Genomic DNA, 21191 nt, shown 5'->3' with positions numbered 1-21191 from the left:
TTTATTTATTATATTATTCAACAGAGTTAATAATTTCCATTATTTTTTCTTTCATAAGAGCTAATTTTTCTTTTGATTTTTCTTCATTTTTATCCTTTGAGTAAATATAAATTTTTAATTTTGGTTCTGTTCCTGACGGTCTTACAGCATACCATGAACCGTCATCAAAGAAAAATCTTAAAACATTGGATTTTGGTACATCTGTTTCTTTTTCTTCACCTGAAACAAGATCTTTATCCTTTCTTTCAAGATAATCTATATATCTTACAAGTTTCATATCTCCAATTTCTTTTGGGAATTCTTTTCTGTATGTTTCCATAATTCTCTTCATCTTTTCCATTCCTTCAAGACCTTCTATAATCAATGAGAAGTTGTTTTCAAAATAATATCCAATTTCGTTGTATAAATCGTATAATACATCTACAAGTGTTTTCCCCTGTGTTTTATAATATGCAGCAGCTTCTGAAACAAACATTGATGAAATTACTCCATCTTTATCCCTTACAAATGTACCTGTTACATAACCAATACTTTCTTCATAGCCAAATTCAAAATCATATTTCCCTTCTAATTCATTTTCAAGACCACAGATATTCTTAAATCCTGTTAAAGTTTCAAAGGTTACAATTCCATATTTTGCAGCAAGTTCCTTACCGAGATCTCCTGTAACAATAGATTTTATAATCATACCTTTATTTGATAAAGTGCCTTTTTCTTTTCTTCCTTCAATAATATATTTTATTAAAATAGCACCTGTTTGATTTCCGTTTAGAGGAACATATTCTCCATTGTGTTTAACTACTACAGCTGTTCTATCACAATCTGGATCAGTTGCAATAATTAAATCAGCATCTTTTTCTTTAGCCAATCTTTTTGCATATTCAAAAGCCTTTAAATCTTCCGGGTTTGGATAACCAACAGTTGTGAAGTCAGGATCTGGATTTTCCTGTTCAGGAACAACAAAAACATTTTTAAATCCTCTTTCTGCAAGTACTCTTCTTACAGGTTTATTTCCTGTCCCATTTAAAGGTGTATAAACAATCTTTATATCTTTATCAATTTCTTCTCTTATTGCAAGACCTTTTACTTTTTCAATATATTCGTCTTCAATTTCTTTTCCTACATATTCCAATAATCCTTTATTTAAAGCTTCTTCCTCAGTAATCTTTTTAATCATAGAGAAATCTGTTAATTTCTTTATATTTTCCATTACAGGAATAGCAACATCATCAAGAATTTGTGATCCCTGTTCCCAATATACTTTATAACCATTATAATTTTTAGGATTATGACTTGCTGTAATAACAATACCAGCAGCAGTTTTTAATCTTCTAACAGAATATGACAATAATGGAGTTGGTGCAATATGATCAAATAAATAAACCTTTATGCCATTTCCAGCTAAAACTAAAGCAGCTGTTTTTGCAAATTCAGGTGACATATGTCTAACATCATAGGCAATTACCACACCACGTTTCATATATTCTTCGCCTTTTGATATGATAAAGTCTGCCAATCCCTGAGTAGCCTTACCAACTGTGTATATATTCATTCTATTTGTTCCTGCACCAAGCACACCTCTTAACCCTGCAGTTCCAAATTCGAGTTCTTTGTAAAATCTTTCCATGATTTCCTTTTCATTATCCTTTATGGATAATAATTCTTTTTTTGTATCTTCGTCTACATATGGGCTATTTAACCATTCTTCATATACTTTCATGTAATCCATTTTCATCACTCCTTTTTTATGATTTTAATGGTATTATTTGTATTGATAACGTTTTCTGTTTATAATAATATTATACCATAACTTTTTAGAATTTATAATAAGAAACATTATAACGATATTTTATAAATTCTTGAAAAAAATGAAATATTATGATATAATATGCATGATTTATATATATATTCTTTTTTTAAAATAAAAATTTACACTAAGTTGTGAATAAATTCTCATTAAAAGGAGGGGATTTCATGAATAACGAATTAAAAACAGCGAAAATTTTAGCGGGAGTGGGGGCAGTATTGGGATTTGCTGGGCATTTTGGAATAATTGGAGCAATTCTTGAACTTATAGGAGTTTATAAGATAAGTCAGATTGTAAGAGATAAACGTATTTTTAATTATTTGTTATGGCCAACTATATTTATTTATGCCATTTATGCATTTGGTTTTTTAGGAATTTTAAAAGATTTTCACGATACTGTCACAGGGGTTAATTATTATAACGTGGAAACAAATTTCTTTTTTTCATCTTCCTTCAGGGTTTTGTTATTATTTATTGCATTAATGATAATTCCTGTAATTTATAAAATTAAAGCATATAATCTTTTAGGTGATTATTTTGGGAATGATTATTTTTATAAAGCAGCAACCTTTACAAAATGGGGGCTTATATTATTTGTAATTCTTATAGGGTTTGTTCTTTACTTTATTGCCTCTATATTTGTGATAATAGGTTATTTCTCTTTACCAGATGAATATTATCAACCGGAAAATAATGCAGAATTTAATTGAAGCCAGAGGAATTTCCTCTGGCTTTTTTAGATGTTAATTGACTTTTGAAGGCATTCATTATATAATATTTATAAATTATATCGAGAAGGTGAAAATATGAAAAAAAACACAAAGTCCAATATTGAAATATGCCAGACAATAGAAGTTCATGGGGATATTGTAAAAAAAGTTCAGACTAATACTCCGGATGAAGAAACATTGAATAAATTAACAGAACTTTTTAAGGTTATTGGTGATAAAACGAGAATGAAAATTTTATATACTTTAATGCAGGTTGAAGAAATGTGTGTATGTGATTTGTCTTATGTTCTTGGAAAAACAATTTCTGCCGTTTCACATCAGTTGAGGGTTTTAAGACAGGCTAATCTTGTAAAATATAGAAAAGTTGGAAAAGTAGTGTATTATTCCCTTGATGATGAACATGTAAAAGAATTAATAGAAGTTGGATATATTCATATAAATGAAAAAAAATAACACTCGCAAAGTCGCGAGTGTTATTTTTTTAAAATTCTTAATGTATTAAATACTGCCATTAAAGTTACACCAACGTCAGCAAATACGGCCCCCCACATGTCTGTTTTTCCTAATGCACCAAGTGTGAGAAATAATACTTTTATTCCAAGAACTAATATTATATTTTGCCAGGTTATTTTTAAAGTTTTTCTTGAAATCATTATTGAATCAATTAATTTGGAAATATCATCGTCCATAATAACAACATCAGCTGCTTCTATTGCTGCATCTGAGCCAAGACCTCCCATTGCAATACCAACATCGGCTCTTGTTAATACAGGAGCATCATTTATTCCATCGCCGACAAAAGCAGTAGAAACTCCATTTATAAATTTTTCAAAAAGTTTTATTTTATCCCCGGGAAGTAATTCGGCATAATATTCATCAATTTCAAGTTCTTTTGCAACAGATTCCGCTACTTTTTTATTATCTCCAGTAAGCATTACTGTCTTTTTAATTCCTAAATTCTTTAGATTTTTTATTACTTCAGCGACACCAGGCTTTATTCTATCTGATATTTCAATATATCCTGCAAATTTACCCTCAATAGCAACAAATACTATAGTTCCATTGTATTTAATTTCTGGAGTTTTTATTCCATACATACTCATTAATTTTTTATTTCCTACTAATATTTCTTTTTTATTTATTTTTGCTTTTATTCCATAACCTGAAATTTCTTCATAATCTTCTATATTATCTTTAGTTATATTTTTTCCAAATTTTCTTTTTATTGATTCCGCTATTGGATGATTTGAATGCTTTTCGGCATATGCAGCTATTTCAAGTATTTCTTTTTCTTTAAAATTATTAAAACCTTTTATATCAACAACTTCAAAAACTCCCTCAGTTAATGTACCAGTTTTATCAAAAATTATTATATCTAAATTTTTAAGCCGTTCCAGGTAATTTCCGCCTTTTACAAGAACTCCACGTTTAGACAAGGCACCTACTCCTGCGAAATATCCAAGAGGTATGGAAACAACAAGACCACATGGACAGGAAATAACAAGGAAAATCAAAGCCCTGTATAACCATTCATTAAATGATGCACCTGTAATTAATGGAGGTAATGTTGCTAAAGCGATAGCCAGAAATACAACAACAGGTGTATAATACTTTGCAAATTTTGTTATAAGTTTTTCAGTTTGTGCTTTTTTTGCTGCAGCATTTTCAACCATATCAAGTATTTTAGAAATAGTAGATTCTGCATATTCTTTATCAACCTTTATTGTAATAACACCATTAAGATTTATAAACCCGCTCATCACTTCATCATTTTCTTTTATTGTTCTGGGAACAGACTCACCTGTTAAAGCAGATGTGTCAACCATAGAATTTCCTTTTACTATAAAACCATCTAATGGTATTTTCTCACCAGGTTTTACAATTATTAGGTCACCTTTTTTAACTTCTTCTGGAGATACTTTTATTTCTTTTCCATTTTTCAAAAGATTTGCATAATCCGGTCTAATATCCAACAAAGCTTTTATGGATTTTTTTGAATTATCTACAGCTATGTCCTGTAATAGTTCACCTATTTCATAAAATACCATAACTCCAACTGCTTCAGGAAATTCACCTATTGAAAAAGCACCTATTGTTGCAACACTCATTAAAAAATTTTCATCAAAAAAATTTCCACGTATAATATTTTTAAAAGATCTTATTAATACCTTTCCACCAGAAATTAAGTATGCAATAATGTATAATGAAATCTGAAGCCAAACAGGCTCTTTTACAAACAAGGCAGTTAAAAATATACCAAGTGCAGAAATTAATCTGATAATTTCAAATTTTCTGTTAAATTCTTCATCGCCATGATTATGACCGTTTTCATTATTTTTTTCATTTTTATTGTTTTTTTCGTATACCAATACTTCTGGTTCAATATTTTTTACTAATTTTTTTATTTCTTCTATTTTATCTTCATCATCTACATTAACAGACAATGTTTTGGTAATAAAATTTAATTCTACTCCTTCAACATTTTCCAGATTTTTTACGTTTTCTTCTATTTTTGCAGCACAACTTGCACAATTTAAACCGTCGAGTACAAGTTCCTTTTTTTTCATTTTTCTCACCTCTTTTATTTGAATAATTGAATAATCATTCAAATATATTATAACAAAAAAAATAAAAAAAGCAAAGGACTTAACAATCCTTTGCTTCTTTCATTATATACATCTCCTTATCGGCTTTTTTTAATGCTTCAAGGTAGTCTTCGCCTGAAAATTCAGATATTCCGTAAGAGATTCCAACTTCAAAATCAAATTCATTATTCTGAATATCTTCACAAATTTTATTCATTTTTTTCTTTATATGATTTATATCCGTTTCTGGAAAAACAATTAAAAATTCGTCACCACCATATCTAACAGCTATATCCATTTTTCTTATTCCATCATTTATCTTTTCTGCTACGTATTTTAGCACTTTATCACCAGTTAAATGCCCATATGTATCGTTTATTTTTTTAAATTCATTAACATCAATCATCACAAAAACAGAGTTTTTCTGACTTCTTTTCAGGTATTCTACATGTTTTATAATCCATTCATTAAAGAAGTATCTGGAATATAATCCTGTTAATTGATCTTTATTGGCAATACTTTTAAAGTATTCTTTTTCTTCATTATAATTTTTTATAACTCTTTTATATTGAAATGTAATATATATCTGATTCATAATTAGTGAGATTAATTTTTTATCTTCTTCCGAAATGGCTTTATTTTTGCCAAATATAAAGATTGCAGAAGCATTTTTGTCGCCGGAATGGTATAAAAATATTCTGGAATAAAATATTTTATTTTTAAATATTTCATGATTTAGTATGTATTTTCTATTGCCGATTTTTATTTCATTATTGAATATTGGCACATCTAATTCTTTCATATTGTTTTTTCTAATATATTCAAGGGCCAAATCAGGTGTGGGTTTTAGAATTCCATTATAAAACACGTTATTGTAATATATAAATTCTTCATAATAACCATTTTCTTTTTCATATTTAAAAACACCAAAAAGGTCTATCATATTTATTTTTTTCAAATAATTGTATATTATTCCTATGTCATTTTTTAGATCAAAATCTGTTGAATATGAAAGTTTAAGGATATCATTTAATATTTCTGTTTTTTCCTTAAATTCTCTTAATTCATTTTCTTTTTTTATTATTTCTGTCATATCTTTATAGATACTTAGAAATAATTGTTTTCCAAATACATCTATTTTTTGTGTATTTAAATAATAAATTTTATTGTTAATGGTTCTAAATCTATCTGGAACTTCTTTTCCCTGTTTTAACGCTTCATATGTTTCTATTATTTTTTTTCTTTCAGATTCAGGAAAGAGTTCAATATACTCTTTGCTTGTATTAATATCTTTTCCAATCATTTTTTTAAATTCTAAGTTGTTATAATGTATATTTTCTTTATCATGTATAACAATGGAAAACGGTAGCATATCAAGAATCTTATATGCATCTTTTATAATGTTGTTTAATTGTTCATGTCTTTTTCGAACAAAGTAAAGATGGAGAATAATTAGAATTATTCCAACAGATATAAAATACAATAACATCTTTAAAACTCCCTTTGAATTTCATCAGGATAGGTTAAATTAATTAAAGGATTTTCTTTAAAGATAATATAACCATTATTTCTATCTTTACTGTCAATTAATTTTGGCGAATAGATTATTGTCTTTAAAATATAATCCATGGGTAATCCTGAGAAATTTAAGATTTTTGCATCTCTTACCCAATCTGGTGTTTCAACTGGTGCATCAGAAGAAAAGAACATAGGAATATTATGATTATAAATTTCTTTAAATCTATATGTGAGAACTTTTCTATTTCCTAATCTTTCATTTAACATTTTATCATCGGATTTCATAAATTGCGGTTGCATATCTAAAATAAGTTTAAACCTTTTAATTTTTTCAATTTGTTCATCATGTAACATTGAAGCGTGAATAATTCTATGCCATTTTTCAGGTTTTAATTCCTCAAAAGAGTCAAGAATAATATCTATAGCCTTATCTCCTATTGCGTGCATTGCAAGGTGTAAATTGTTATTTTCACAAAATTCTATCACCTTTTTAAGTTCATCTTTTTTCCAATTTAATATACCGTATGTATTTTTATTATCATTATATACTTCTCTTAAATATGCGGTTCTTCCTCCAAAAGAGCCATCTATATAAACTTTTACAGCTTTATATTTTTTGAATATTTTCTTATTATTTAATTGAATTAATTCATCAAAATTATTTACAGCTATTTTTTCATATATAAATAATTCCTCATCTTGTGGAAGTTCATTTATATCAATTCCGTGTAAATCATCAGAATGTATATAACCATATCCTCGTTTTAATAGATAATCTTTTGCAGTAGAAAATGCTTTATTAATATCAGAAAAATAGCCATATTTATTATAAATTTCTTCAAGTGCTTTTTCTTTTACTAATCCGGTTTTTACATCAATATTTTCTTTATTTTTAAAATCAATATCTTCAAAAACTTTAGAATTAACTAAAGCAATATGACCACAATTTCTTATCATAATAATAGGAATATCTTTGGTAATATTATCCAGCATACCAATATTTATTTTTGTATTCATCCAACCTCTTAGAATGATTTTTTCAGGTGCTTCATTTATTTTTTTTAGAATTAGCTCAATTATTTCATTATCTTTCATATGTAAAAGGTCAGGATTTAAAAGTTTTTCACCAAATCCCAATATATGCATATGTGTATCTGTAACCACTGGAATTGCAAAGCTTTTGTTATTAAATTTAGTGTTTTTATATATGAATTTTCCATCTTCATTGAAATAATACATAATTATCCCTCTTTAACATTTGAATTTTTTTTCTTTTTTTTCATTATATACATTTTTTCATCAGCTTCTTCAAAAGAAGTATAGAATTCTTTAAAATCAGAAATACCATATGAAAAGTCATAACCAGTTTTGTTTTTAAAAATATTTCTAATACGCTCTATAATATTTTCAGCATTTTTGGCATTAATAATTAATATAAATTCATCTCCGCCCATTCTTATTACATAGTCTGATTCTCTCAGATTGTTTTTTGCAATTTCCACAAATTCTTTTAATATTTCATCGCCTTTTTTATGGCCAAATTCATCATTTATCTTTTTTAAATCATCAAGGTCTATTAATACTAATTTCCCCTTATGTGGAATTTCTTCAAGAAAACTTCTATTATATGCATTGGTAAGTGGATCCATGATAGCTTTTTTATACATTTTATTACTATGTTCAGCAAGAAGTCTATAATTAATTACCAGATGAAAACCATAGCTTAAACTTACAATTAACATACCATAATTAAAGATTACCGGTTGATTTATTTTAAATAATACTACTATAATTGATTGAAATGACGTAAAGAGCAAAAACCATGTTGAAAAATAATAAAGGTTTAAAGCGTTTTGATGTATTCTAAATACCGCTGCCAAAAGATTTAAAATAATTATTAAATTGGATATGTCATAGACCTTTTTTAATATATAAAAGTTAGGAGTGGCCCAGATTATCAAAATAGCTAAAAATGTTAATATAATTAAAAATTTATCCTTTATATAGCTGTAAATATAGAATTCTACACTTTGCATTATATATAGAGAACTTAGAAAAGAAAAAGTTATCAGTATTTTCTTTAAAATAAAATATTGCATTAAGCTTCCATTGCTTACACGTGTATGGAAATCTATTAAATATAAACCCACAAATATTAGAGATAGCCCGAGAAAAAAGAAATGTTTTCTATTAATTTCTCTATAGGATAAAAGTATTAAAATAATACCGAGAATTAAAGAACTACCAATTATTATCAGGTAAATATCTTCGTTGAATATTTTTATCAATAAATAATATTTATTGGCTACATTTTCTGAAACCAAATATGGATAATATCTTAAACCATAATCATATGCACCTTCAATTACAAGTTTTAAAGTATTATTTTCATTTAATATATTTTTGTTGAAACGTACAAGAAAAGCTTTATTCCAGAGATTTCCAGAACTGCTTCCAAAATCATATATCATATTATTATTGATAAAAACCTGTATTCTTGTTCCCGCTATTTTTGGGATTATCAAAGAATTATAATCAACTTTTTTAAAAGTTGTTTCTAAGGTTATTTTATCTGGAGTTTCAAGAATTTTATAAAATGGAACTTCAATATTCCAATCTTTTAAAACATATCCTCTTGGTAGAAATAACCATGAAACAAAAAAAAGCAATGCCATAAAAAGAAGTAAAGAGGTAAGAAATTTTTTCATAACGGGCCCCCTTATTTTAATGTTAAAATAATTATATTAATATTATTATAATAATAGATTACAATCTAAAACCAATTCTTGAATTAATTTTAGCTTTTCCCATATTATATGTTTTTCCTAAAGCTAAAACAACAGCTAATTCAACAGGTAATCCAACATTTACAATTTTTTCTATGGTAGTTTTTACATTATATTTTACTTTAATGAATTCATAAAAATAAATGCCATTGAATATATCCATAATTAAATATGTAGCTAAGGGTTCCCCGTCTTTTGTTCTTCCTACACTTCCAGGGTTAAGTATAACTTTTCCATTAATATGTTTTGCCATCATTAAATGTGTATGACCAAATACAAATATTTCTGAATTATTATACCGGGATATTTTTATGAACTTTTCTGCATTATCAGAAGGTTTTATATACTCAAATAAATTATCAAAAGGGCTACCATGGGTTAGAAAAAATCTGAGATTTTCTTTTTCAAATTCCATATATAATGGTAATTCCCTTAAAAATTTTTTATTTTCTTTTGAAGTATTTTTTATAGTCCAGTTTATCGATTCATCACCAACTTCTGTTTCTCTTCCAGGGTTATATGCACATCCGCAGCTTTCTTTTTCAAATCCTATTGCATCATCATAATTTCCTCTGACACATTTAATATTTTTATTTTTAATTATTTCAATAACTTCATTTGGATTTGGACCATAGCCAACTATATCTCCAAGACAATAAATTTCATTTATTTCTTTTTTTTCAATATCCTTTAAAACAGATTCAAAAGCTTCTAAGTTTGCATGTATATCTGAGATAAAAGCTATTTTCATTAATTTGCTCCTTTCTATTTTAACTTTATTTTAATTATATCCATAAAAAGTTTATTTTATATTAATTAAAGTATCAGACGCGTTAAAAAAAATCAAGGATTAAAATCACGTTTTTAGATTTTTCAATGAGATATAATTAAATATGACAGATTATATCTTTAATTTTTTCTTAATAATATCTATTTATAAAAATCCATATTTTTATTTTTATTTTAATTTTTAAAGGAGTATAATGTATAACAGAAGGAGGTGTAAAAATGGAATATTCCCCAGAAGAAATAGTTAAAAAACTTGTAAATGCTGAAGTTGAACATTCTAAAAAATTGGAAACTGCTGAACAGGAATTAAAAAAGCTTTTTGAAAAAAAGAAAAAAGATATTGACAATGAAAAAGAAAAATTATTCCAAGAGATTGAAAACGAATGTAAAGAAATAATAAATTCTGCAAAGGAAAAAGAAAAAAAGCTTTTTGAAACGCTTGAAAACGATATCAAAAAATTAAAAGAAAGGTATGATAAATTAAATGATAATATAGATGAGATTAGTAATAAAATTATTGAAAAAATTATAATAAAATAAAATTGGAGATGATAGCCTTGAAATTTCCAGCCCTAATGTCAAAGGTTAAAGTCTTGCATTCAAAAATATTGACAGAGGAAGACTTTAATAATTTGATAAATACAGAAACGGTTACAGAGGTAACCGAATATCTTAAAGCAAATACACATTACAAAGAATATTTTGAAAATGTGGATATTTCAAAACTACATAGAAGAGATGTAGAAATACTTATAAGACAGGCAATTTTAAAAGATTTTTATAATATATATTTCTATCTTCCAGTTGAAGGTCAAAGATTCTTCAAATTAATGGAAAAGAGATTTGAAATAGAAAATATAAAATTTATCCTTCGTTCCCTGCATTCTGAACATCCTGAATATATTACAGAGGAGAAATTCTTCCCCTTATACCACCAGAGTATATCCACAGATACCCTGCTTACTATTAAATCTTTTGATGATGCATTAAATGTATTTAAAAATAGTGTGTATGGCTCCATATTTGAACCTGCTTACAGTAATTATCAAAAGAATGGAAAAATTCAATATCTTCTTAATGCTTTTGATTTCTGGTATTTTACCAATATGAAATCGATGTTGAGTTTAATGCCAATGTTTGGAAAAAACTTGAAATATCTTTTCTATGAACAAATGGATCTTGCTAATATACAGTGGATATATCGTTCAAGAATATTATTTAAGTTGTCTCCAGAAGAGGTTTTGAATTTTCTAATGCCTATACATTATAGATTAACTCAGGATGAATTAAGAGAACTTGCAAATGCTTCCAATACAGATGAATTTCTTGCAAAATTAACTGAAAATAAATATGGTGAATTCTTTAAAAATATTGATCCGGAAATTTTTCCATATATTATTGAAAGGTTATGTGAAAGAATTTTGTTGAAATCATCAAGGAAGCTAATATCTCATACACAAAATGGATTTGATGTAATGAGTGGATATTTGTATATAAGGGAATATGAATATAAGGATTTAATAACATTAATTGAAGGAAAAAGATATAAATTGCCAAATGAAAAGATTAAAGAGTTTTTGTTATTAATGGGGGTGTAATAAGATGAAAAAAGAAATGATACCATTCACTATAATATCCAATAAATATGAATTGGAAATTATTTCAAAAAAGATTCTCGATTCTAATAATATAGAAATAGTTCCTCTTGAAAAGGTAATAGATAAAAAAATATTAAAACAATTGAAAACAGAAAAAGAAAATCCATATAAACAGATATATGATGATTTTATGAATATATTCAATAGTGTAAATAGAACCCCCAAACCAAAAGTTAAAGAAATAGATTTCCCTATGATTATAGATAAGGATGAAATAAGTAATTTTTCAGAAAAGTTGAATACAGAACTGGAAAATATATCAAATAAAATGTCAGAGTTAAGCGAAAAAAAAGAAATTTTGTCAAAGGAAATTGAATTATTTGAAAAATTGAAAAATATAGATATAGATGTATCAGATCTAAAAAAAATGAAACGTTTAAAATATAGGATAGGAAAATTAAATAAGCTTTATTTTGAAAGGTTTTGTGACAGTATAAAAAAGGAGAATATAATAAGCATTATCCTTGACTCGGATGAGGTAAATACCTGGGTTTTTATAATATATGATTCCAATTTAAAAATAGAAAAGATTTTATCCATAGCAAATTTTGTCGAATATAAGATTAATGAAGACTATGCAGGTTATCCAAAAGACATATTACTTTTATTATATGATGAATACAAGTCCATTGAGTATGAAATAGAAATGCTAAATATGGCAAAAAAGAAGATATTTTTCGAAAATAGAAGATTTATATACAAATATTTTGATTACATATTTGTTCTAAAAAACATATATGATCTTGCTCAAAATGTTAAGTTTACAGAAAACTTTTTTGTAATATCTGGTTGGACTACCAGAGAAACATATCAAGAACTTGAAAAACATGTAAATACAAATGATTACATATTACTTTTAAGATATGCATTTAATGATAAAGCACCAACTATTTTAAATAATAAGGGATTTTTCAAACATTTTGAATTTATTGTGAAAATGTTTGGTGTTCCATCAAGTGATGAAATTGATCCAACGCCGTTAATAACTTTAATGTTTTTGTTTTTCTATGGAATGATGTTTGGTGACGTAGGACATGGTTTTATACTTTCGGCATTAGGTTTTTGGTTATATAAAAAGAAAGGTTCCGATTTGTTTTATGTAATAGGTGCGTCAGGGTTATCTTCAATGCTATTTGGAGTTTTATATGGAAGCGTTTTTGGGTTTGAAGATATTATACATCCATTGTGGAAACGTCCTATGGATAATATAAATTATTTCTTATTGCTTTCTGTGTATTTTGGTATAGCAATTATAACTGTGGCAATGATTTTAAATATAGCAAATAGAATTAGACGTGGAGAAAAAAGCTTTTTATTATTTGATCCAAATGGTATATCTGGAATAGCCTTGTATTGGATATTATTAGGTTCAGTATTCTATATGATGAAAAATGGGGTATTTCCAAAAATAAGTTATATATTCATAATTACATTAGTAGTTTTAATATATTTAAGAAGTATTTTATTTGAAGAAGGGAAATTTGGAGAGAAAATTGTTCAGGGATTCTTTGATTTATTTGAAGTATTATTGGGATATTTGAGTAATACGCTTTCATTTATAAGGCTTGGTGCTTTTGCAATGAATCATGCAGGCTTGTTTTTGGCTTTTTATATGATGGCAAAAATGACAAATAATCCCGTATCGTCATTTGTTATTTTATTGCTTGGAAATATAATAATAATCGTTCTTGAAGGTCTTGTAGTATTTATTCAAACGTTGAGGCTTGAGTATTATGAATTTTTTACAAGATTCTTTAAAGGTGATGGAAAGGAATTTAATCCTATAAAATATAAATTTTAGTAAAATTTTTTTAAAGGTTAATATGAAGAAAATAGTACGAATAATGTTCGCTCAAACGGTAGAAAATTCTAATCCTCAAAAATTCTCGTTCCTGCCGGTCGTTGCAGACTCACATCCATGTTCGTCTTCACTCAAAATCACATCCGTGTGATTTTGACCGGCTCCACTTCGAATTTTTTCGGGAATTTTCAAGTTTTCGCTCACATTATTCTAACTATTTTCTTATAATAAATACAAACTAAAAAATTTCACTATCTAAAAGAACTTTTATTTTTAATTATTAAAAATATATTTAAATTTTAAAATCACGGAGGTGTTAGTTATGGCATATGTTATCTCATTGATGTTTTTAGTTATTTCAACAGTATGGGCAGGTTTTTACTTTTCAAAAAATCCAGAAAAAGCTAGATTATTCGCTAAAAAGGTGTTTGCCGGAAACATAGCTTTATTTGTGGCTATTTTAGTGTTTGCAGTAATAGGACTTTTCCCAACAAATGTATTTGCTGAAGGAACTACACAAGCAGCAGTAACAGATACAAATAACAACCTTGGATTAGGTCTTGTTGGTGCCGCATTGGCAACAGGACTTGCAGCTATTGGTGCAGGTGTTGGTGTAGGTATGGTAGGTGCTGCTTCAGTTGGTGCAATTAGTGAAAAACCAGAATTGTTGGGTAAAACATTGATATATGTTGGTCTTGCTGAAGGTATAGCAATTTATGGATTAATTGTTACTATTATGATTCTTGGGAGGATTTAACAATGAAATTCTTTCTTATTAGCGATAATATTGACACATCTATAGGATTGAGATTAAGTGGTGTCAATGGTGTTGTTGTTCATGAACGTGAAGAGATATTAAAAGAATTTAATAATGCAATTGAAAATAAAGAAATAGGGGTAATCTTAATAACTGAACTTGCTGCAAATAAAATACCTGAGGAGCTAAAAAATCATAAATTATCAGGTAAATTACCTTTGATTTTTGTAATTCCCGATAGACACGGTTGGCGTGGTGAAAAAGACTTTATTACCAGGTATGTTGAAGAAGCAATTGGGGTGAGAGTCCATGAGTAGTATAGAGAATAAATTAAATAAAATGATAAATTTATTAGAAAAAGATTTTGAAGTTGAATACGAATCAATGAAAGAACAATATGATGAAAAATTAGAAGAGTATAAAAAACAGATTAAAAAGGAAATTGAAGAATATAAGAATAAGAGGCTTTCAGATGTGAAATTTGAAAGTGAAAGGATAATAAAGATAGCAAAATCAAAAGTGGAATTAAAATTAAATCAAGAAAATACATATTTAAAAAATAAGTTTTTAGAAAGGATTTTAGAAAAGGTTAAGGAAGATTTATATAATCTTGATGCCAAAAGAAAAAAGTTTTTTTATCAAAAATTATATATAGAAGCAAAAAATTTAATAGATGAAGAATATGTTGTCTTATGTAATCCCGATGATATTGAAATTGTAAAGTCTTTTGTAATGGATCACGAAGTAATTGGTGATTCAAATATTGAAGGTGGAGTATTATTAAAAGGTGAAAAGGTGAATATAAGAAACACAATAGATTCATATATTGAAGAAATAAAGGGCGAAATATTCACTCTTGTTTTAGAAGAGGTAGGTGATTTAAATGCAAATTAAAGAAATAAATGGTCCTGTTGTTAAGGTAAAAGATGCAAAAACTTTATTTATGAATGAAATGGTAAGAGTTGGTAATTATAAGTTAATAGGTGAAGTTATTGGGATAGATGGAGATATTGCTACAGTACAGGTATATGAAGAGACATCTATGTTAAAACCTGGAGAACCTGTGGAATCTACAGGGAAAATGTTATCTGTAGCTCTTGGGCCGGGATTGTTAAGCAGTATATATGATGGAATACAGAGACCTTTAAATGAGTTGATAAAAAAGTCTGGATCGTTTATAGGAAGAGGAATAGATGCATTTGGATTAGATACCAATAAATACTGGGAAGTAAAGATAATAAAAAAACAAGGGGATTTGGTTAAAGGTGGAGAAGTAATTGCAGAGGTTCAGGAAACAGAACATCTTGTCCATAAAATAATGGTATTCCCAAATTTATCTGGTAAAATCGTTGAAATTGTAAATGATGGAAATTATAAAGTAACAGATATAATTGCAAAAATAGAGGATAATAATGGAAATATTCATGAAATAAAACTATATCAAGAATGGCCTGTAAAGGTTCCAAGACCTGTAAAAAAAAGATTGGAACCATCAATACCATTAGTTACAGGGCAACGTGTAATAGATATATTCTTTCCAATAAGTAAAGGTGGAACTGCAGCTATTCCAGGAGGTTTTGGTACTGGAAAAACAATTACGCAACATCAATTGGCAAAATGGTCAGATGCTGATATTATAGTGTATATTGGTTGTGGAGAACGTGGAAATGAAATGACAGAAGTTTTAGAAGAATTTCCACAGTTGAAAGACCCAAGAACAGGAGCACCTTTAATGAATAGAACTGTATTAATAGCAAATACATCTAATATGCCTGTTTCAGCAAGGGAAGCTTCCATCTATACTGGAATTACAATTGCAGAATATTTTAGAGATATGGGATATAATGTTGCGATTATGGCAGATTCAACATCAAGATGGGCTGAAGCTCTTAGGGAGTTATCAGGAAGACTTGAAGAGATGCCAGCTGAAGAAGGTTATCCTTCCTATCTTGCATCAAGAATAGGGCAATTTTATGAACGTGCTGGAATTAGCGAAAATCTTAACGGAACAAAAGGTTCTATAACAATTATAGGGGCTGTTTCTCCTCCCGGTGGTGATTTTTCAGAACCAGTTACTCAAAATACAAGAAGATTTGTAAAATGTTTTTGGGGATTGGATAAAAACCTTGCATATTCAAGACATTATCCATCGATAAACTGGTTAACGAGTTATAGTGAATATACGGAAGATTTAAATGACTGGTTTAAAGAAAATGTGAAATCCGATTGGAATGAATATAGAGATGAAGCAATGAAACTGCTTACAGAAGATGATAGATTACAACAAATTATTAAAATAGTTGGTGAAGATGTATTGCCAGATAATCAGAAATTAACGGTTTTAATAGCTAAGATGATAAAAATTGGTATATTGCAGCAAAGTGCATTTAGCGAGGTTGATTCTTATTGTCCGCTTGAAAAACAATATTATTTATTAAAAATAATAATGGATACGTATCAAAAGGCAAAGAAATATGTTGATAGGTCTATTGCATTAAGTCAGGTTTTACCACCTGAAATAATATCAAAGTTACTAACTATGAAGGAAGAAATAAAGGAAATAAAAGAATTTGAAGGTATTGAAAAGATGCTTGATGAACATTTTGAAAAACTTGAAAGTACCTATCATGATTAAGAGGTGATACAATGGCAGTACGCGAATATACAGGATTATCTCAAATAAAAGGACCACTTGCAATTATTGAAAATATAAAAGATGTAAAGTATGATGAAGTTGTAGATATAATTCATAATAATCAAAAAAGAAGCGGAAAAGTTATTATGGTTAGTGAAGATGCTGCTGTAATACAGATTTTTGAAGGTACTCAGGGATTATCTTTGGGAGATACAACAGTTAGATTTTTAGGGAAACCGCTTGAAATAAATCTCTCTCCAGATATTCTTGGGAGAACATTTGATGGTTTAGGTCGCCCAATTGATGGAATGGGAGAAATAATTTCCAAAAAAAGTGTTGATATAAATGGTTCCGCTATTAACCCAGCAGCAAGGGAATATCCAAGAAATTTTATTCAAACAGGAGTTTCGGCAATTGATAGTATGCTTACTCTTATAAGAGGACAAAAATTACCTATTTTTTCAGGAAATGGACTTCCTCATAATAAACTGGCAGTTCAAATTGCAAAACAGGCAAAATTAAAATCAAATGAAGAGTTTGCAGTTGTGTTTGGTGCAATTGGATTAAAGAAAGACGATGCAAATTTTATAATCAAAAACTTTGAGGAAAGTGGATCAATAAAAAATATGGTAGTTTTCTTAAACCTTGCCAGTGACCCAATAGTAGAAAGAATTGCAACTCCGAGAATAGCTTTAACTGTTGCTGAATATCTTGCATTTGAATTAGGAAAACACGTATTGGTTATATTAAATGATATGACAAATTATTGTGAAGCGTTAAGAGAATTATCAAATTATAGAGGTGAAATTCCAGGGCGTAAAGGATTTCCGGGTTATCTATATTCTGATCTTGCTTCAATATACGAAAGAGCTGGTATGATTAGAGGAAAAGAAGGTTCTGTTACACAAATTCCAATTCTGACAATGCCAAATGATGACATAACGCATCCCATACCGGATTTAACAGGGTTTATTACTGAAGGGCAGATAGTTTTATCAAGGGATTTACATAGGAAAAATATATATCCACCTATTAGTGTATTGCCTTCTTTATCAAGGTTAATGAAAGATGGTATTGGTAAAGGATATACAAGGGAAGACCATCCAGATATTTCATCACAGCTCTTTGCAGCATATTCAAGAGTATTTGAAATTAGGTCATTGGCAGCTATTATAGGTGAAGAAGATCTTTCTGATATCGATAAATTATATCTAAAATTTGGTAAAGAGTTTGAGGAGAAGTTTATTAATCAGGGATTTGATGAGGAAAGACCACTTGAGAAAACACTGGATCTGGCATGGGAAATGCTTTCAATTTTGCCAGAAACCGAATTAACACGTGTGAAAAAAGCATATATAGAAAAGTATTATAAACCTCAAAATGCATAAGTTTATTGCATTAAGAATGAAGGTGAAATTATGATATTCAATCAAACTATTCCAACAAAAGGAAATCTTATAAATTTAAAACAACAATATAAACTTGCCAAACAGGGGCACGATTTGCTTGAAAAAAAGAGAAATATAATAATGAAAGAGTTAGTTGATTTAATTGAACAGGCACAGGAAATACAGGAGAGAATACTTAAGATCTTTGAAATAGCTTATGAATCATTGCAACTTGCAAACCTTGATCTTGGAATAGAAAATGTAGAACAATACGCTAAGGGGGTTCCAGAATTCGATGGAATGAAAATACGATTTAGAAGTATTATGGGTGTTGAAGTACCTGAAATATATAAAAATGAGAAAAAAACAGAAATACCATATGAAATATATAGAACCGATGCAGCTTTAGATAAAGCGTATATATCTTTTAAACAGGTTCTTGAACTAATTACAGAGGCAGCAATGATAGAAAATAAAGTATATAAGCTTGCATATGAAGTAAAGAAAACAAAGAAAAGAGTTTCTGCACTTGAAAATGTTGTAATTCCACAGTTACAATCATCTATCAAATTTATTCAGGATACATTGGAAGAATTTGAGAGAGAAGAATTCTTTAAACTGAAAAAATTAAAAAAATAGTAACTTTTATCCTGTTGACAAAATATAAATTATATGATATAATGAAAATGAGATGTTTAAAAATTCGCGACCTGAGAAGAATCAGGTCGCTTTTTATTTATATCATAAATTTAAATTCAGGAGGAGAGAATGTGATTAATGTAGCATTAATAGCACACGATAAAAAGAAACTTGATCTCGTGATGTTTGTTAGAGAGTGGAAACATGTATTTGAAAGATGTAATTTATATGCAACTAATTCAACAGGAAGCTTAATAGAGGAAAAGGTTGGTTTAAAAATTACAAAATTTGCATCGGGACCATATGGTGGTGATTTACAAATAGGAGCGTTAATAACATCAGGTAATATGGATTTTGTTATATTCTTAAGAGATCCACTTACTGCTCAACCCCATGAACCAGATGTATCTGCTTTACTAAGAGTATGTGATGTTCATAATATACCTTTGGCAACAAATCTTGCAACAGCTGAAGGTTTAGTACTTGAAATAGAAAAAAAACTTAATAAGGGGGATGAAAAATGAGTACAAAAAATACTGAATACAAGGAATATACTCTTGGTGAAGAAATCGCCAACGCCATAACTCATGGTGTTGGTATTATCTTCAGTCTGGTGGCATTGATTATATTGATAATATTTTCTGCAAAAACAAATAACTTTTTGAAGACATTAAGTGTTGCTATCTATGGTTCAACTTTACTTCTTTTGTATACTGCATCTACAGTTTATCATAGCATTCAAAAACCACGAATAAAAAAATTTTTAAAAATAATTGACCACTCGTCAATTTATTTGCTTATAGCAGGAACATATACACCATTTACTCTTGTTACACTAAATGGAAAAATTGGATGGACGTTATTTATTACCATTTGGAGTCTGGCAATAGTCGGTATTATTTTAAAGATATTTTTTGTAAAGAAATTCAGAATCCTTTCAACGATTTTTTATCTGATGATGGGATGGTTAGTAGTCGTAGCTATAAAACCATTGGTTGCAAATTTACCATATGGTGGATTAATGTGGCTTGTAATAGGAGGACTTGCATATACAATAGGTGCTGTATTTTATATATGGAAAAAATTGCCATATGGACATATGATATGGCACTTATTTGTTCTTGCTGGTAGTGTTGCACATTTTATTGCTGTATTTTTCTACGTTTTACCGGAATAAAGTTTTAATATGAGAAGAAAGATTATTTTAAATATAATAATAATTTTTTCTTCTATGACATTTCCGTATAAAATTTTCATAACTCCTTCACAGGAACTCTTTTATTTTATAAAAGAGAAATCTTTTTTATCTGAAAATATAAAATTCGTTTCTTTAAGTATTTCACAACCATTTATAGATATACTCGATTCCAGAAAGACAGAAGGATTTATAGAAAATGATTTAAAGGGCAATTTAAATTATATATTGCCTGATAGAAACTATGAAGGTTATTTACACGAAAAGTTTATAATTTTTAACAATAAAAGCGTGTTATTTGGAACTGGAAATTTTACGTCAGGAAGTATTTTTGAAGACATAAATCTTTTTATATATTCTGAAGATATAAAAATTGTAAATTTATTTTTAAAAGAATTTAAAAATTTTGCATCAGGAAAATTTGGTAAGAAAAAAGAAATAATAAATGAAGAAATTTTTACAAAAGAATTTGGAAAAATAAAAATAGTTACCGGTCCTTCTGAAAACATATATAATACGGTAAAAGATTTTATTACGAATACAAATGAGTTTCTAAACATATATACCTTTTCTTTTACTGATTCAAGAATTGCGTATTTAATAGAGAAACTTTCAACAAGAAAAAATATAAAAATAAAAATATATGCAGATGATTGGAATCTGGAAAATATAAATATTCTAAGATACTTAAAAGGTGTTGAAGTAAAATTTATAAAGGATAATAAAAAAAATATGCATTTAAAAATATTAATTAATGAAAAAGGGGTATTAATTGGAAGTTATAATCTTACATATAGAGCTCGTGAAAAAAATGATGAATACCTTTTTATAGTTTTTAATAATAAATTTAAAGAAGAAATTCTTGAAAAAATTGAAAAAAGCTTACAAAAATATTAAGAATA

General features: G+C 27.8%; 20 protein-coding genes. 14 read left to right on the top strand and 6 right to left on the bottom strand.

The window, feature by feature from the left end:
* Window positions 1–13 precede the first annotated feature (13 nt).
* Window positions 14–1729, bottom strand: a complete 1716-nt coding sequence (locus MARPI_RS02835) for a phospho-sugar mutase (RefSeq protein ID WP_014296089.1) — start codon at window positions 1727–1729, stop codon at window positions 14–16.
* A 245-nt stretch (window positions 1730–1974) separates the two neighbouring features.
* On the opposite strand from MARPI_RS02835, the gene MARPI_RS02830 reads away from it, so the two are divergent.
* Together MARPI_RS02830 and MARPI_RS02825 are read left to right on the top strand one after the other, a co-directional pair.
* Complete coding sequence (locus MARPI_RS02830; RefSeq protein ID WP_014296088.1) at window positions 1975–2517, top strand: DUF996 domain-containing protein; 543 nt, start codon at window positions 1975–1977, stop codon at window positions 2515–2517.
* A gap of 96 nt (window positions 2518–2613) precedes the next feature.
* Window positions 2614–2991: an ArsR/SmtB family transcription factor gene (locus tag MARPI_RS02825; protein WP_014296087.1), complete on the top strand. Its 378-nt coding sequence runs from the start codon at window positions 2614–2616 to the stop codon at window positions 2989–2991.
* Window positions 2992–3011: 20 nt separating this feature from the next.
* On the opposite strand, the gene MARPI_RS02820 is transcribed toward MARPI_RS02825, so the two are convergent.
* The 5 genes from MARPI_RS02820 to MARPI_RS02800 form a co-directional block, all read right to left on the bottom strand.
* Window positions 3012–5105: a heavy metal translocating P-type ATPase gene (locus tag MARPI_RS02820; protein WP_014296086.1), complete on the bottom strand. Its 2094-nt coding sequence runs from the start codon at window positions 5103–5105 to the stop codon at window positions 3012–3014.
* Between the two features lie 79 nt (window positions 5106–5184).
* On the bottom strand, window positions 5185–6612 hold the full coding sequence (locus MARPI_RS10620) for a sensor domain-containing diguanylate cyclase (RefSeq protein ID WP_014296085.1): 1428 nt from the start codon (window positions 6610–6612) through the stop codon (window positions 5185–5187).
* Window positions 6613–6614: 2 nt separating this feature from the next.
* Window positions 6615–7880 (bottom strand): amidohydrolase family protein, encoded by a 1266-nt coding sequence (locus tag MARPI_RS02810; RefSeq protein ID WP_014296084.1) that lies wholly within the window; start codon window positions 7878–7880, stop codon window positions 6615–6617.
* A gap of 2 nt (window positions 7881–7882) precedes the next feature.
* Entirely contained in the window at window positions 7883–9349 is a 1467-nt protein-coding gene (locus MARPI_RS02805) for a GGDEF domain-containing protein (RefSeq protein WP_014296083.1), read from the bottom strand.
* Window positions 9350–9407: 58 nt separating this feature from the next.
* Window positions 9408–10178 (bottom strand): metallophosphoesterase family protein, encoded by a 771-nt coding sequence (locus MARPI_RS02800; protein WP_014296082.1) that lies wholly within the window; start codon window positions 10176–10178, stop codon window positions 9408–9410.
* Between the two features lie 257 nt (window positions 10179–10435).
* Between MARPI_RS02800 and MARPI_RS02795 the strand changes: the two genes are divergently transcribed.
* The 12 genes from MARPI_RS02795 (at window position 10436) to MARPI_RS02740 (ending at window position 21186) form a co-directional block, all read left to right on the top strand.
* On the top strand, window positions 10436–10756 hold the full coding sequence (locus tag MARPI_RS02795; protein ID WP_014296081.1) for a hypothetical protein: 321 nt from the start codon (window positions 10436–10438) through the stop codon (window positions 10754–10756).
* Window positions 10757–10773: 17 nt separating this feature from the next.
* Complete coding sequence (locus MARPI_RS02790; protein WP_014296080.1) at window positions 10774–11814, top strand: V-type ATPase subunit; 1041 nt, start codon at window positions 10774–10776, stop codon at window positions 11812–11814.
* Between the two features lie 4 nt (window positions 11815–11818).
* Window positions 11819–13675 carry a V-type ATP synthase subunit I gene (locus MARPI_RS02785; RefSeq protein ID WP_014296079.1) on the top strand — a complete coding sequence of 619 codons (1857 nt, stop codon included), beginning with the start codon at window positions 11819–11821 and terminating at the stop codon, window positions 13673–13675.
* A gap of 322 nt (window positions 13676–13997) precedes the next feature.
* A complete protein-coding gene (locus MARPI_RS02780) occupies window positions 13998–14432 on the top strand; it encodes an ATP synthase subunit C (protein WP_014296078.1) in 435 nt (144 codons plus the stop codon).
* 2 nt (window positions 14433–14434) lie between these two features.
* Window positions 14435–14749, top strand: a complete 315-nt coding sequence (locus MARPI_RS02775) for a V-type ATP synthase subunit F (RefSeq protein WP_014296077.1) — start codon at window positions 14435–14437, stop codon at window positions 14747–14749.
* The gene (locus tag MARPI_RS02770) at window positions 14742–15326 is read left to right on the top strand and encodes a V-type ATP synthase subunit E (protein ID WP_014296076.1); all 585 of its coding nucleotides are present in this window, start codon (window positions 14742–14744) and stop codon (window positions 15324–15326) included. Before MARPI_RS02775 ends, MARPI_RS02770 begins: the two co-directional genes overlap by 8 nt.
* Window positions 15316–17067: a V-type ATP synthase subunit A gene (locus tag MARPI_RS02765; RefSeq protein WP_014296075.1), complete on the top strand. Its 1752-nt coding sequence runs from the start codon at window positions 15316–15318 to the stop codon at window positions 17065–17067. Before MARPI_RS02770 ends, MARPI_RS02765 begins: the two co-directional genes overlap by 11 nt.
* Before the next feature lie 11 nt (window positions 17068–17078).
* The gene (locus tag MARPI_RS02760; protein WP_014296074.1) at window positions 17079–18455 is read left to right on the top strand and encodes a V-type ATP synthase subunit B; all 1377 of its coding nucleotides are present in this window, start codon (window positions 17079–17081) and stop codon (window positions 18453–18455) included.
* A gap of 30 nt (window positions 18456–18485) precedes the next feature.
* Window positions 18486–19094, top strand: a complete 609-nt coding sequence (locus MARPI_RS02755) for a V-type ATP synthase subunit D (RefSeq protein ID WP_014296073.1) — start codon at window positions 18486–18488, stop codon at window positions 19092–19094.
* 131 nt (window positions 19095–19225) lie between these two features.
* Window positions 19226–19618, top strand: coding sequence for a methylglyoxal synthase (locus tag MARPI_RS02750; protein ID WP_014296072.1), 393 nt, complete (start codon window positions 19226–19228; stop codon window positions 19616–19618).
* The gene (gene trhA / locus MARPI_RS02745; RefSeq protein WP_014296071.1) at window positions 19615–20271 is read left to right on the top strand and encodes a PAQR family membrane homeostasis protein TrhA; all 657 of its coding nucleotides are present in this window, start codon (window positions 19615–19617) and stop codon (window positions 20269–20271) included. Before MARPI_RS02750 ends, trhA begins: the two co-directional genes overlap by 4 nt.
* A 9-nt stretch (window positions 20272–20280) precedes the next feature.
* Window positions 20281–21186: a phospholipase D-like domain-containing protein gene (locus tag MARPI_RS02740; protein WP_014296070.1), complete on the top strand. Its 906-nt coding sequence runs from the start codon at window positions 20281–20283 to the stop codon at window positions 21184–21186.
* Window positions 21187–21191 lie beyond the last annotated feature (5 nt).

Origin of the sequence: Marinitoga piezophila KA3, from assembly GCF_000255135.1 — a bacterium.
GTDB lineage: Bacteria > Thermotogota > Thermotogae > Petrotogales > Petrotogaceae > Marinitoga > Marinitoga piezophila.
This window is presented reverse-complemented; position numbering and strand designations above follow the sequence as displayed.